This is a genomic window from Herminiimonas sp. Marseille-P9896, assembly GCF_903993245.1.
GTDB lineage: Bacteria > Pseudomonadota > Gammaproteobacteria > Burkholderiales > Burkholderiaceae_D > Oxalicibacterium > Oxalicibacterium contaminans.
In genome coordinates this window covers 234,280-246,525 of the sequence record NZ_CAJEVT010000002.1, presented here as the reverse complement: position 1 = coordinate 246,525, position 12,246 = coordinate 234,280, and the positions used below count along the sequence as shown (strand labels likewise).

Here is a 12,246-nt window from a genome sequence, read left to right as displayed (position 1 = left end):
CCATGATCGTCATTGATGATCATGGCCCTTGCTTTATGCAGGTTTGCCCTGCGTCTTGTCCAACCAGGCGAGTGTATCGGCCAGTACCTGCTCCGATAAGGCCGGGTCATCCACCAGCCGCGCCAACATCACTGCTCCCACCATCGTGGCCCATGCGCCGGTAGCGGCTTGTCGTCGCTCCAGTTCAGTTTTGCCCTGCGCGGTCTGGGCGAAGTTTTCGATCCGGTACTTCACATTCTCAGTCAGCGCATGACGCGTCGCGTCTGAAGAGCGCACCGCCTCGGTGCCGAGACTGGGGAAGATACAGCCCTCGCCCGGGTTGTCCCGGTGCTGGCCGCTCAGATAGTTCGCCGCAAAATCCATGATGCCGATCACCGGCACATCCTCGGCGCGAAATGGCGTCAACACATGCGTACAAGTCTGCGCAATCAAATCATCCTTGGAAGCGAAGTGCCCGTAAAAGCCGCCATGCGTCAGTCCGGCCGCTTTCATTACTTCGGCCACCGTCACGCCCTCGAAGCCGCGTTCGCGGAATAGCGTCGCGGCAGCGTCCAGTATGGCCTGTCGGTTTTCTGCAACCTGTTCACGGGTGATTTTCATGGTGACTCCTGCTTCCTTGAAATTATTTGCAAATTATTTTTCAACTTAGGCTTGACATTATACATGACCATCATCATGATTACATTCATTATGATCATCATGATTAAATAAATGACGATTTTAAGCGCCGGTTTCAGGCGGTAACACCAAATTCTTGTCTTAACAGCAGCCCTACACACCAAGGAAATGATATGAACCAGCAAGATCGCGATACCCAAGTAACTACCGCCCTGATCACAGGCGCATCCACCGGCATAGGTGCGGTCTACGCCGACCGCCTGGCGCGTCGTGGCCACAATCTGGTACTAGTCGCACGCAACGCTGCCCGCATGGAAGAACTGGCAGCCAGGCTGCGTCAGGAAACCGGCGTCCAGATTGAAATCATCGCCGCCGACCTGACCAAAAGCGCAGATCTGGCGCGAGTTGAAGCCCGCCTGCGCGATCAGCGCGACGTCGGCATCCTCATCAACAATGCCGGTGCGGCAGCACCTGGCGGCTTTGAAACCTCAGACGTGGAAGCACAGGACAATCTGATCAAACTGAATGTCACCGCCCTGACCCGTCTCGGTGCCGCTGTCGTCCCGCGCTTCCTGGCGCAAGGACAAGGCGCGATCGTGAACATTGCATCGGTCGTCGCCCTGGCACCGGAATTCCCGCTCGGTGTGTATGGCGCAACCAAGGCTTATGTACTGGCCTACTCGCAGGCACTGCAGCTTGAGCTCGGTGCACGCGGCTTGTATGTACAAGCTGTGCTGCCAGCCGCTACGCGCACCGAAATCTGGGAACGCTCGGGCCGTGACGTGGAAGAGATACAAGGCGTGATGGAAGTCGATGAACTGGTCGATGCAGCACTGGTCGGCTTTGATCGCGGCGAGCTGATCACCATCCCGCCACTGCCGGATGCAGCACAATGGGAAAGCTTCAATGCGGCACGTCAGGCCATGTTGCCTAACTTCGCGCAAACCCATGCCGCAGCACGTTATCAGTCTTAAAAACTGCAGCGACTTACGCGACAGTGCCGGCGACCGGCCCTGCTGCGTATTGTCGCTGAGGGGTCGTGCTGCTAACATGAGCCTTGCTGTGCCACGTGCGTGGCACTCATAGTTCATGAAGGCGCATGACCATGAAGCGGTTCAAGTTCTCCTTCCATCCGCGTTTAGTTGATGCTTTACGCGACTACGATGGCAGCAAGTTCTTCCAGGATTTGACTGCAGGCCTGACGGTGGGCATCGTTGCGCTGCCACTGGCGATGGCGTTTGCGATTGCCAGCGGCGTCAAACCTGAAGCCGGTATCTTCACGGCTGTCATAGGTGGTTTCCTGGTTTCTGCACTCGGCGGTTCACGCGTACAAATCGGTGGCCCGGCCGGTGCCTTCATCGTCATCATCTACGGCATCGTAGAAAAGTACGGCGTTGCCAACCTGCTGATTGCCACCGTATTTGCCGGCATGATGCTGTGTGCGATGGGCGTATTCCGCCTCGGTTCACTCATACGTTACATCCCCGTCCCCATCGTCATCGGTTTCACCAGCGGCATAGCCGTACTGATCGCGCTGTCGCAGATGAAGGATTTCTTTGGCCTGCATATCGATAAGATGCCAGGCGACTTCTTCGCACAAGTGCAAACCCTCGCGCAAAACTTCACCAGCTTCAACCTGACCAGCATCATCATCGGCGTACTTTCACTGGCGCTGATTTTTGCGTGGCCGCTATTACTCAAACCCAAGACCGCCGAACTCGAGTCACCGCTCAGCAACCGCGACCACCGTGTACGCCGCCTCTTGCGTGCACTGCCTGGCACCATCATCGTGCTGATACTGGCGACACTGGCGGTCAGCCTGTTTGATTTGAAGGTGGACACCATAGGCAGCAAGTTCGGCGGTATCCCGCAAGGTGTGCCCGACTTCCAGTTGCCGGAATTCTCATGGGCGCTGGTGCAGCATTTGTTTGCTCCGGCCCTGACCATCGCTTTGCTGGGCGCGATAGAGTCACTGCTGTGCGCCCGCGTCGCGGATAACATCACCGGCGATCGCCACGATCCGAACCAGGAATTAATGGCGCAAGGTATCGCCAATGTAGTCACGCCTTTCTTCGGCGGTATCCCGGCAACCGGCACGATCGCCCGTACCGTCACCAACATCCGCGCCGGTGCAGTGTCGCCGGTATCCGGCATTCTGCATGCACTGACCTTGCTCGTGATCGTGCTGGTCGCAGCACCACTGGCCAACAATATCCCGCTCGCGGCGCTGGCGGCGATCCTGCTCTATGTCGCTTACAACATGGGGGATTGGCACGAGTTTGCGCGGCTGCGGCATTTCTCGATGAACTACCGCATCCTGATGCTCTCGACTTTTTTCCTCACCGTCATCATCGACCTGACGGTGGCGGTACAAGTCGGACTGGTACTGGCCTGCGTGTTCTTTATTTACCGCATCTCCAGCCTGACGCGGATAGAACAGATCCCGAACGAAGAAACCAGCGTCGAACTGCCGCCGGGCGTGCATGCCTATTCGATTTTCGGATCATTATTTTTTGGTGCGGTAGGCAAGCTGGAAGGTTTGATCGAGCCCAAGGCTATGCCGGAGAAGGCGCTGATCCTGGAGCTGCATCAATTGATCAATCTGGATGCGACTGGACTGGATGCGCTGGAAACCATACGCAAGTCGCTGCAGAAGCACGGCAGCAAGCTCATCCTGTGTGGCTTGAACCGTCAGCCGCGTGACCTGATGCGGCGTAGCGGCTTCCTCGACAGACTGGGCGTGGAGAACTGCCTGCCCAACCTGCAATCGGCGATTACGGTCAGTGCCGCAATCAATGAATAATATTTAGCCGTAAGTCGGATCCGACACTGAAGTACGTGTGACCTTGCCGGTCTCCAGGTCAAAGTGCACATTGAAGAAGCGCTCTATCGATGGCCCTTCGAGGTAGCGCCAGTCCCAGACTTCTTCATTCTTCAGGTTGAACTTCCCGACAGTGCGCGGCTTGCCCAGCTTGCGACGTACCTCTTCCCGCGTCATGCCGACCATGATGGTGGCAAAGTTATCGTTGGTCAGCACTTGCGTGTAGTCGCGCAGCTTGCCCTGCGCATCGATATCGACCATATAGGTGCGATGCCCGGCCGGGCCTTTCGGGTATTCCAGCGTACGGGAGCCGTTATGCTCTTCCCATACGATTTCCGGTTCGCCCATCGCGCTGCGCACATCGGCCTCGGTAGAGACGCCTTTCGTCAATTTTTCCAAACCAAACTCCGCTTGCTGGCAGCCCAGCATCAGCAGGCTGCAAAAGAAACCCAATAAGGTACGCATGATTTTCCCCATTTTTACGCCCAACCAATGGCACTGAACTGCGGCAAGCCTGCGACCGCCCGGCGACTTTCGTCCTTATTGCAGAAAACACATGATAACAAGATTGCTGGCAACAAAATAATGCCGCTTTGACATATCTGAGACACTTACGGTTTCGATAGCAGCTTAGCCGACAAGACAAGGTAAAATAGCGTCTGATTCTAACTTGTTGCCAATTTATTCATGAAACTTAGCAAACAGCATTCCAACTACCAGTCTGAAATCACTCAATTCATCAGCTCGCTGAAAGAAAAGAACCCGAACCTGGAAGAATCGCAACGCGCAGGCCGTGCCTTGCTGTGGGATAAAAGCCCGATCGACCTCGATCAGCAAGCGCGCATCAAGGCGTCCAACGTCAGCCAGCAAGCCTACGTGTATCAAAACAAACTGAAATAAATGAGCAACAGCCCGAACACGATGCTCGCGCACTTGCCCTCAAGTGCGCCTGATCTTGTAGTCGAAGGCAGACCGGATACCACGCCGGATGTCATCGACGGCGTCGCTTATGCACGCTTATACGGCGAACCCTTGTTCCGCATGCCGACGGATTTGTACATTCCGCCGGATGCACTGGAAATCTTTCTCGAAGCCTTTGAAGGTCCGCTCGATCTCTTGCTGTACCTGATCCGCAAGCAGAACTTCAATATCCTCGACATCCCGATGGCGCAGGTGACCAAGCAGTACCTGCAATACGTCGACCAGATCCGCCTGCACAATCTGGAGCTGGCTGCAGAATACCTGCTGATGGCGGCCATGCTGATCGAAATCAAATCGCGCATGCTGCTGCCGGTACGCAAGGCTGATACCGGCGAAGAAGCAGCCGATCCGCGCGCCGAGCTGGTACGTCGCCTGCTCGAATACGAGCAAATGAAACTCGCTTCGCAACAAATCGACGCCCTGCCACAATTGGGCCGCGATTATGTACGCACACAGATTTACATCGAGCAAAGCATAGTTACACGCTGGCCTGAAGTGGAAGTCGTCGATCTGCAGCAAGCCTGGGCAGATTTGCTCAAACGCGCCAAGCTGACCGCGCATCACATGATCAGCCGCGAAGAATTATCGGTGCGTGAACACATGACCGCTATCCTGCGTCGTCTGCAATCCACCAAATTTGTAGAATTTGCCGACCTGTTCGATCCGTCACGCGGCGTGCCGGTAGTCGTCGTCAACTTCGTCGCCCTGCTCGAGCTGGCCAAGGAAACCCTGATCGAAATCACGCAGGCAGAACCGTTTGCACCTATTTACGTACGACTGGCTTACGCACCGAGCTAGGCCCTCGTTCTCATCACCCGGATTACTCATCGTTCCGTCATCGCTGAAGCACTATAGCGGCGACCATTTCACTAAGACAGATTTATGAAGATCATCTCTTGTATCGAAGAATTGCGCGACCATTTGCGCGGACAATTACGCACTGCTTTCGTCCCGACCATGGGCAATTTGCATGACGGTCATTTGTCCCTGATGCGCCTGGCGCGCAAGCATGGCGATCCGGTCGTTGCTTCGATCTTCGTCAATCGCCTGCAATTCGGCCCGAATGAAGACTTCGACAAATATCCACGCACCTTCCAGGCTGACGTAGAGAAACTGGAAAAAGAAGGCGTCTACATCCTGTTTGCACCGACGGAAAAAGACCTGTATCCGGAACCACAGGAATTCCGCGTGCGTCCACCGGATGACCTGGGCAATACGCTGGAAGGTGAATTCCGTCCGGGCTTCTTCTCAGGCGTCACCACCGTCGTTTTGAAACTGTTCTCCTGCGTGCAGCCTAGCGTCGCGGTATTCGGCAAGAAGGATTACCAGCAGCTGATGATCGTGCGCAATATGTCGAAACAGTTTGCGCTGCCTACCGAAATCATCGCCGCCGATACCTATCGTGCCGAAGATGGCCTAGCCCTGTCCTCACGTAATGTGTATCTGTCGGCGGAAGAACGTGCGGAAGCGCCTGCGCTGTTCCAAAGCCTGAATGCGGTCGCCAATGAAGTGCGCAGCGGCCATCTGGATATCTTTGAACTGGAACGCCAGGCGATGGCTGATCTCAGCAAGCGTGGCTGGAAACCGGATTACATCTCCATCCGCAAGCAAAGCAATCTGCAACCGCCATCCGCTGGCGACATGGCGCAAGGTGAAAAGCTGGTAGTGCTGGCAGCCGCCAAGCTCGGCGTCACCCGCCTGATCGACAATCTGGAAATTTGATGATGTGCGCCTGGCCTGTAAGGAATCAGCTCAGGTCACGCGTCGTTGTCGAGCAAGTCGCAATAATCTTTTGCAACTGCTGTTGATGCGCTTCCACGCTGCCATCGATATATAAACTGGTACGGAAACCCTGTATCCCTGCAAGGGTGCAATCCATCGCCTTGCAGGTGAACTTCAATTGCATCATGCGCCCGCCTACCAGTGCATCCAGCATGATCGCGCAAATCTCGCCCTTGCTCACCGGCTCCGGCCCCATCACTCCCATACCTTGCGTGGAAACATCCACCGTATGTATCTGCGTCGTCGTCGCACCACGCGTCATCAGACCGCGTCGGCGAAAGACGAAGCGTTGTTCCTTGCGGCGAGGTTCGGGATTGGGTAAAACACTATGCGCATTCATGAAGACACTCTCTCCAGGATGAGTAAGTGTCTGCATGCTACCCATGCTGCATGACTGCCTGATGACAGCCTGCAACAGGGATTACGCCTCTTTCGGCATCATCATTAAATCTGTCGCGCCCACATCAATGCGCTGCTGCGACAGCAAGGTCGTCACCTGTCCGCGATGATGGGTCTGGTGATTGAACATGTGCGCGACAGATTGCCAGGCCGGGCCACTACGCATGCTCTTGGTCATGCCGCTATACCAGCTGAAATCGCCTGCCAGCCAGTTCGCATCGAGACTGGCAGCCCACACCAGCAACTCTTCGTCCAATACCGCACGTGCGGCTTTCAACTCTGCCCAGTCCGCATGCACATCGACACCGCCGGGTGTCGTCGGCATCGCACGTTCCAGCGCTGTACCTTTGGTGAAACGTCCCAGCCACATGGCATCGCCCCACACCAGGTGGTTCAGGGTCGAATGGATGGATTTGAAGAAAGCGCCGCGGTCAGCCTTGCGCTCGGTATCACTTAACTGCTCGCTGGCGGTGTAAATCTTGCCGTTCATCCAGCGGTTATAACGTGCCAATAAATGTGCGTATTCAGGTGTAATCATTTCTTCTCTAGCCACTGCACGAGATCCTGCCACTGCTCCAGATCCCGCTCTACTCTTGATGGTGCGATATCCCATATGGTGCTGCCATGCGCGGCGAGCTGCACATAGTTTTGCGTGTCACGCAGGAAGCCCAGCACTGGTATGCCCAGCCCATGCACGTATTGCGTCAATTGATCGGCGGCACGGGTGCGGCCATTCACGCGCATGCCAAGCACGCCCAGATCAAACTTCTCTTTGCGCTCCGCCAGCTTTTGCAAAAACTCTTGCGTCGCCAGGATATCGAACATAGACGGTTGCAAAGGCACGATCACTTTATCGGCGATCTGCATCACTTTTTCAAAGCGCTTGCCGCTGAAACCGGCGGGCGTATCAAGCACGATATGCGTCGTGCCTTTCGGAGGCTTCGCAACGTGGCCGTCATCGATTTCCCACGCCTGTATGGGCGGCAAGGAAGCGGGGCGCAGCGTAAGCCAGGAACGGGAAGATTGCTGTACGTCGACATCGCCCAACATCACACTATGTCCCTGCGCGGCAAAATATCCGGCTACGTTGGTGGCTAGCGTGCTCTTACCTACGCCGCCTTTAGGATTGGCGATGACGATCACTGGCATGAATTTCCCCTTTTAATGTGGTATTCCGCACTTGCTGCTGGCACTCGGATGAGGCCGCGCTGGAAGCCAGGCTGAGGGGCAACTACCCCGGCAGCCCGCAAATTGATTTTCAAACAAGAATATCATGCTGCGTTGCAAGGTCAATACGCCATTTTCCTGACAGCCGTCGCGTAGCAGGAATGCCACAGTCAGCGGGGAAGCGCTGTCGGATCAGGCCCGATAGTCAGGCAAGGCGCGCAAGGCAGCCAATAAAGGTCGTGTCGCGTCGGCCAGTCGTTGCAGGCTGGCTTCGCGCAACTGCGCGGTATCTACCGTCACATCGCTATCCAGCCCTGCCCAGCGTAACAATGCCGAGCAGGCTGACGGCGTATCAAACAAGCCGTGCAGATAAGTGCCCAGTATGTGATCGTCACCGGAACGCGCACCTTCCGCACGCCCGTCTATCATGAAGGCCGGACTGGAGCGTGCCGCACCTTCGGAGGTGCCCATATGGATTTCATAGCCGCTGACACCAGCATCGGCAAACGCGCACGTGCCGCTGACTTGCTCCAGCCGCTTTTCACGCGTCAACTCGGTAGCGATATCCAGCAAACCCAAACCTCGCGATACGCCAGGCGTGCCTTCGACACCATGCGGGTCAGCCACCGTCATGCCCAGCATTTGATAACCGCCGCAGATACCTATGATCTTGCCGCCGTAGCGCGCATGGCGCAGCAATGCTTCGCGCCAGCCGTTGGTGATCAGCCAGTCGAGGTCACCGCGGGTGTTTTTACTGCCTGGCAGGATGATCAGATCGGCAGGCGGGATAGGCTGTCCTGGCCCCACCAGTTGCAGGTCAACTTCAGGATGCGCACGCAAGGCGTCGAAGTCGGTGTGATTGCTGATGCGCGGCGGTACTGGCACCACCACGCGGAAAGCCCCGCGCGCAGCCTGCGTGGTTTCCACCGCATCTTCTGCATCAAGGAACAAGCCGTGCAGATAAGGCAGAACCGCCAGCACTGGTTTGCCGGTTTGCTCTTCCAGCCATTTCAGGCCGGGTTCCAGCAAGCTGATGTCGCCACGAAAACGGTTGATGACGAAACCGACAGTGCGCTTGCGCTCGCTCTCGGACAGACAAGCCAGCGTACCGATGATGTGGGCGAACACGCCACCCCTATCAATATCTGCCACCAGGATCACCGGGCAATCCACTGCTTCGGCAAAGCCCATGTTCGCGATATCACGCGCACGCAGATTCACTTCGGCCGGACTACCTGCCCCTTCGACCAATACGGACTCGTATTGCGTTTTCAGGCGTTGATAAGACTCCAGCACCGCCTGCATCGCCACCGGTTTATACGCATGGTAGTCGCGCGCATTCATATCACTGCGCGCCTTGCCATGGATAATCACTTGCGCACCGGTATCGCTGGAAGGCTTGAGTAAAATCGGATTCATATCGGTATGCGGCTGCAAACCGGCAGCTACCGCCTGCAAAGCCTGCGCCCGTCCGATCTCGCCGCCATCTGCTGTTACCGCACTGTTAAGCGCCATATTCTGCGGCTTGAACGGCACCACCTTGACGCCTTCTTGGGCCAGCAGGCGGCACAAGGCCGCGACCAACGTCGTTTTACCAGCATCCGAGGTGGTGCCTTGCACCATCAGTGTGTCTAGCTTCATATCGCTTATGGTTTAGCGCTACGGCGGCTGCGCGCCAGTTCCAGTTTTTCGCACACCATAGCCGCACCTGCTATCAGGCGTGGACCGGCGCGATTCACCAGATCGGCATCAACTGAAAACAGATTGTCGTTTTTCACTGCGAGCAGGTTTTTATATTGCTTCCAGATTTCCAGCCCGCCGGACTTCTCGGCCTGGCGATCGCCGGTCATCATCACTTCCGGATTTTCCAGCAGCACGGCTTCAGTAGTAACCACGGGTGCAGGGATAACCAGATTAGCGAAGACGTTTTCACCGCCGCACAGACGGATCACATCACTCATGATGTTGCCGCCATTGAGCGTATAGATAGGCTTGCCCCACACTTGATAAAACATGCGCACCGTCGGACGATTGCGATATTGCTCGGTCAGGCGTGCCAGTTCGGTACGCTCTGCAGCAGCCACCTTGCTGGCTTGCGCTTCCGTACCCATCAGCATGCCGAGCCGCTCTATGCTGGTAGGGATATCTGTCAGCTTCTTCGGTTCGCTGAAATAAAAAGGGATGCCCAATTTACGTACGTGCTCCAGCTGGCGCTCGGAATTGCCATGCAACCACACCACCAGCAAATCAGGCTTGAGCGCGATGATGCGCTCCACGTCTATCTGCTGGTGACTGCCGACACGCGGTATCTTGAGCGCCGCCGCCGGATAGTCGCTATAACCCACCGTGCCTACGATGCGATCACCTCCACCCGCTGCGAAAATCAATTCAGTCGCATGCGGCGCCAGCGAGATAATGCGCTGCGCCGGTTTGCTCAGGGTAACCGTGTTGCCACCATCATCCTTGACGCTGATGGCGGCATGTACCGCGCTGGCAAACATCGTTGCGCTCAAAGCTAGCGCTGATACGAAAAATTTATTCATTTCATTTCCTGATTATGCTGAGACACCGGCTGCAGCGCGTGCTGCAAACGCTGCCAGCCTGCTTCATCCGCGGGCAAGCCGAGGCGCACGCCATGTGAAAAAATCCTGATCCAAATCCCGTGCTGCGCCATCTGTTCGGCAAACTGCGCCGGATGCGCATCCTGCCAATACTGAAACAATGCTGTACCACTAGCTTGCTTGCCATGTGCCGCCAGCAATTGCTGCAAGCGTGTACCGCTCTCCTGCAACTGCTTGTGCATCGCCTGCTGCCAGACCGTATCCGACAGAGCAGCCGTTCCTATCTGCTGCGCCGGACCACTGACTGTCCACGGCCCCAGCACATCCGCCAATTGCTGCAACAAATCTGCATGCGCCGCGACAAAACCCAGACGCAGACCCGCCAGGCCAAAGAACTTGCCTACCGAGCGAAACACGATCAAACCTGGTTGTCCGGTATAAGCCGCTACGCTTTCCTGCGGCGTCATATCACCAAACGCTTCATCCACGATCAGCCAGCCACCGCGTGCCGCCAGGCGTGCCGACCATTCCAGCAACACTGGCGGAGCGATACGCGCACCGGTTGGATTATTTGGATTGCAGACCGACATCACATCGCAATGATCGAGCTCGGCTGCCAACTGATCGTAGGCCACTTCCCGCACTTCATGCCCGGCCTGACGCCATTGATAGCTATGCTCGGCATAGGAAGGCGCAGCAATCACCACCCTGCTGCGCGCGCGCAAACGAGGCAGAGCCTGTATTGCCGCCTGGGTACCAGCCACTGGCAACAACTGCGGCGCACCGTAATATGCCTGTGCTGCTTCCAGCAAGGCGGTACTCGGCTCAGGCAAGCGATGCCATGCATCAGCGCTTAGTTGCGGTACCGGATAAGCCTGCGGATTAATACCAGTAGACAGATCCAGCCACTCCGCACGCGGTCGCCCATAGCGCCTGATCGCATCATGCAGATTGCCGCCATGCTCAAGCATAGATCACTCCCGCGATACAGATCAGCAGCAACCACAGTGCCGTCGTCGAGCGCACCAAACGCCACGCACGGGCAATATCTTTACCCGCCGCCAGGGGGCCGGTACCCAGCGGTGGCCGGTTTTCCACTTCACCGTCGTAAATGGCAGCGCCACCCAGTGAAATACCCAAGGCTCCGGCACCGGCAGACATGACCGGCCCGGCATTCGGGCTGGACCAGGCTGGTGCCTGCGCACGCCAGCATAGCCAGGCTTGTTTCGTATTGCCGAGCACGGCATAAGACAGTGCCGTCAGGCGCGCCGGTATGAAATTCAACACGTCATCGATGCGTGCCGCGACCCGACCAAATTCGTTATAGCGTGGTGTGCGGTAACCCCACATCGCATCCAGTGTGTTTGCAAGGCGAAACAAAACCACGCCAGGGCCACCCGCCACGGCAAACCAGAACAAGGTGCCGAACACCGCGTCATTACCGTTTTCCAGCAGGGACTCGACCCCGGCTTTTGCGAGGTCGGCTTCTTCCGCTTGCCGCGTATCGCGACTGACGATGCGGGCGGTCAACAAACGCGCTTGCGGCAAGTCACCATCCATCAGGGCATGTGCTATCGGCAGGGTATGGTCGCGCAAGCTGCGCAAACCGAGGCTGAAGTACAGCAGCAAAGCGTGCACGCCGAGGGCAAGCAAGGCATCGAATTGCGCCAGCCAGAAAGTCAGTACCCAGGCCAGTAAAACGAAAGGCAGGACCACCAGCATCCACGCCAGTGCACCACGTGCAATACGTACGATAGGTGCACCCGCGCCACTATTGAGTTTCTTCTCCGTGCGTATAGCCAAATTGCCGAAGCCAACCAGCGGATGCCAGCGCGTCGCTTCACCCAGGCGCATGTCCAGCAATACGCCCAGCAACATCAGGATGGCAATCACGCCGAAAGACAAACCGAACAAAAT

The 12,246-nt window shown here is 56.7% G+C and carries 14 protein-coding genes; 5 read left to right on the top strand and 9 right to left on the bottom strand.

The window, feature by feature from the left end; translation table 11 throughout:
- Window positions 1–33 precede the first annotated feature (33 nt).
- Entirely contained in the window at window positions 34–600 is a 567-nt protein-coding gene (locus H7U06_RS06725; RefSeq protein WP_175625410.1) for a TetR/AcrR family transcriptional regulator, read from the bottom strand.
- Between the two features lie 191 nt (window positions 601–791).
- On the opposite strand from H7U06_RS06725, the gene H7U06_RS06720 reads away from it, so the two are divergent.
- Together H7U06_RS06720 and H7U06_RS06715 are read left to right on the top strand one after the other, a co-directional pair.
- Window positions 792–1,592 (top strand): SDR family oxidoreductase, encoded by an 801-nt coding sequence (locus H7U06_RS06720; protein ID WP_175625409.1) that lies wholly within the window; start codon window positions 792–794, stop codon window positions 1,590–1,592.
- A 131-nt stretch (window positions 1,593–1,723) separates the two neighbouring features.
- Window positions 1,724–3,421, top strand: a complete 1,698-nt coding sequence (locus tag H7U06_RS06715) for a SulP family inorganic anion transporter (RefSeq protein WP_175625408.1) — start codon at window positions 1,724–1,726, stop codon at window positions 3,419–3,421.
- A gap of 3 nt (window positions 3,422–3,424) precedes the next feature.
- Here the strand turns inward: H7U06_RS06715 and bamE are convergent, their stop codons facing one another.
- Window positions 3,425–3,904: an outer membrane protein assembly factor BamE gene (gene bamE, locus H7U06_RS06710; RefSeq protein WP_175625407.1), complete on the bottom strand. Its 480-nt coding sequence runs from the start codon at window positions 3,902–3,904 to the stop codon at window positions 3,425–3,427.
- Window positions 3,905–4,126: 222 nt separating this feature from the next.
- Between bamE and H7U06_RS06705 the strand changes: the two genes are divergently transcribed.
- The 3 genes from H7U06_RS06705 (at window position 4,127) to panC (ending at window position 6,142) form a co-directional block, all read left to right on the top strand.
- A complete protein-coding gene (locus H7U06_RS06705) occupies window positions 4,127–4,339 on the top strand; it encodes a DUF3460 family protein (protein WP_175625406.1) in 213 nt (70 codons plus the stop codon).
- 21 nt (window positions 4,340–4,360) lie between these two features.
- Entirely contained in the window at window positions 4,361–5,218 is an 858-nt protein-coding gene (locus H7U06_RS06700; RefSeq protein WP_230089396.1) for a ScpA family protein, read from the top strand.
- A gap of 84 nt (window positions 5,219–5,302) precedes the next feature.
- A complete protein-coding gene (gene panC / locus H7U06_RS06695; protein ID WP_175625404.1) occupies window positions 5,303–6,142 on the top strand; it encodes a pantoate--beta-alanine ligase in 840 nt (279 codons plus the stop codon).
- Between the two features lie 25 nt (window positions 6,143–6,167).
- Here panC and H7U06_RS06690 read toward each other — a convergent pair whose 3' ends face one another.
- The 7 genes from H7U06_RS06690 to cbiB form a co-directional block, all read right to left on the bottom strand.
- Window positions 6,168–6,578, bottom strand: coding sequence for a PilZ domain-containing protein (locus tag H7U06_RS06690; RefSeq protein ID WP_175625403.1), 411 nt, complete (start codon window positions 6,576–6,578; stop codon window positions 6,168–6,170).
- A 45-nt stretch (window positions 6,579–6,623) separates the two neighbouring features.
- A complete protein-coding gene (locus H7U06_RS06685; RefSeq protein WP_175625402.1) occupies window positions 6,624–7,139 on the bottom strand; it encodes a DinB family protein in 516 nt (171 codons plus the stop codon).
- Entirely contained in the window at window positions 7,136–7,750 is a 615-nt protein-coding gene (locus H7U06_RS06680) for a ParA family protein (RefSeq protein ID WP_175625401.1), read from the bottom strand. The genes H7U06_RS06685 and H7U06_RS06680 overlap by 4 nt, the downstream gene beginning before the upstream one ends.
- Window positions 7,751–7,960: 210 nt before the next feature.
- The gene (locus H7U06_RS06675; RefSeq protein ID WP_175626066.1) at window positions 7,961–9,391 is read right to left on the bottom strand and encodes a cobyric acid synthase; all 1,431 of its coding nucleotides are present in this window, start codon (window positions 9,389–9,391) and stop codon (window positions 7,961–7,963) included.
- Between the two features lie 23 nt (window positions 9,392–9,414).
- A complete protein-coding gene (locus H7U06_RS06670) occupies window positions 9,415–10,311 on the bottom strand; it encodes a cobalamin-binding protein (protein ID WP_175625400.1) in 897 nt (298 codons plus the stop codon).
- Window positions 10,308–11,300 carry a threonine-phosphate decarboxylase CobD gene (gene cobD, locus H7U06_RS06665; RefSeq protein ID WP_175625399.1) on the bottom strand — a complete coding sequence of 331 codons (993 nt, stop codon included), beginning with the start codon at window positions 11,298–11,300 and terminating at the stop codon, window positions 10,308–10,310. The genes H7U06_RS06670 and cobD overlap by 4 nt, the downstream gene beginning before the upstream one ends.
- On the bottom strand, window positions 11,293–12,246 hold the full coding sequence (gene cbiB, locus H7U06_RS06660; RefSeq protein ID WP_175626065.1) for an adenosylcobinamide-phosphate synthase CbiB: 954 nt from the start codon (window positions 12,244–12,246) through the stop codon (window positions 11,293–11,295). The genes cobD and cbiB overlap by 8 nt, the downstream gene beginning before the upstream one ends.

Excerpts from the sequence above, each read along its gene's own strand:
- H7U06_RS06725 (WP_175625410.1), bottom strand. The coding sequence starts at position 600 with ATGAAAATCACCCGTGAACAGGTTGCAGAAAACCGACAGGCCATACTG.
- H7U06_RS06720 (WP_175625409.1), top strand. The coding sequence starts at position 792 with ATGAACCAGCAAGATCGCGATACCCAAGTAACTACCGCCCTGATCACA.
- H7U06_RS06715 (WP_175625408.1), top strand. The coding sequence starts at position 1,724 with ATGAAGCGGTTCAAGTTCTCCTTCCATCCGCGTTTAGTTGATGCTTTA.
- bamE (WP_175625407.1), bottom strand. The coding sequence starts at position 3,904 with ATGCGTACCTTATTGGGTTTCTTTTGCAGCCTGCTGATGCTGGGCTGC.
- H7U06_RS06705 (WP_175625406.1), top strand. The coding sequence starts at position 4,127 with ATGAAACTTAGCAAACAGCATTCCAACTACCAGTCTGAAATCACTCAA.
- H7U06_RS06700 (WP_230089396.1), top strand. The coding sequence starts at position 4,361 with ATGCTCGCGCACTTGCCCTCAAGTGCGCCTGATCTTGTAGTCGAAGGC.
- panC (WP_175625404.1), top strand. The coding sequence starts at position 5,303 with ATGAAGATCATCTCTTGTATCGAAGAATTGCGCGACCATTTGCGCGGA.
- H7U06_RS06690 (WP_175625403.1), bottom strand. The coding sequence starts at position 6,578 with ATGCAGACACTTACTCATCCTGGAGAGAGTGTCTTCATGAATGCGCAT.
- H7U06_RS06685 (WP_175625402.1), bottom strand. The coding sequence starts at position 7,139 with ATGATTACACCTGAATACGCACATTTATTGGCACGTTATAACCGCTGG.
- H7U06_RS06680 (WP_175625401.1), bottom strand. The coding sequence starts at position 7,750 with ATGCCAGTGATCGTCATCGCCAATCCTAAAGGCGGCGTAGGTAAGAGC.
- H7U06_RS06675 (WP_175626066.1), bottom strand. The coding sequence starts at position 9,391 with ATGGTGCAAGGCACCACCTCGGATGCTGGTAAAACGACGTTGGTCGCG.
- H7U06_RS06670 (WP_175625400.1), bottom strand. The coding sequence starts at position 10,311 with ATGAATAAATTTTTCGTATCAGCGCTAGCTTTGAGCGCAACGATGTTT.
- cobD (WP_175625399.1), bottom strand. The coding sequence starts at position 11,300 with ATGCTTGAGCATGGCGGCAATCTGCATGATGCGATCAGGCGCTATGGG.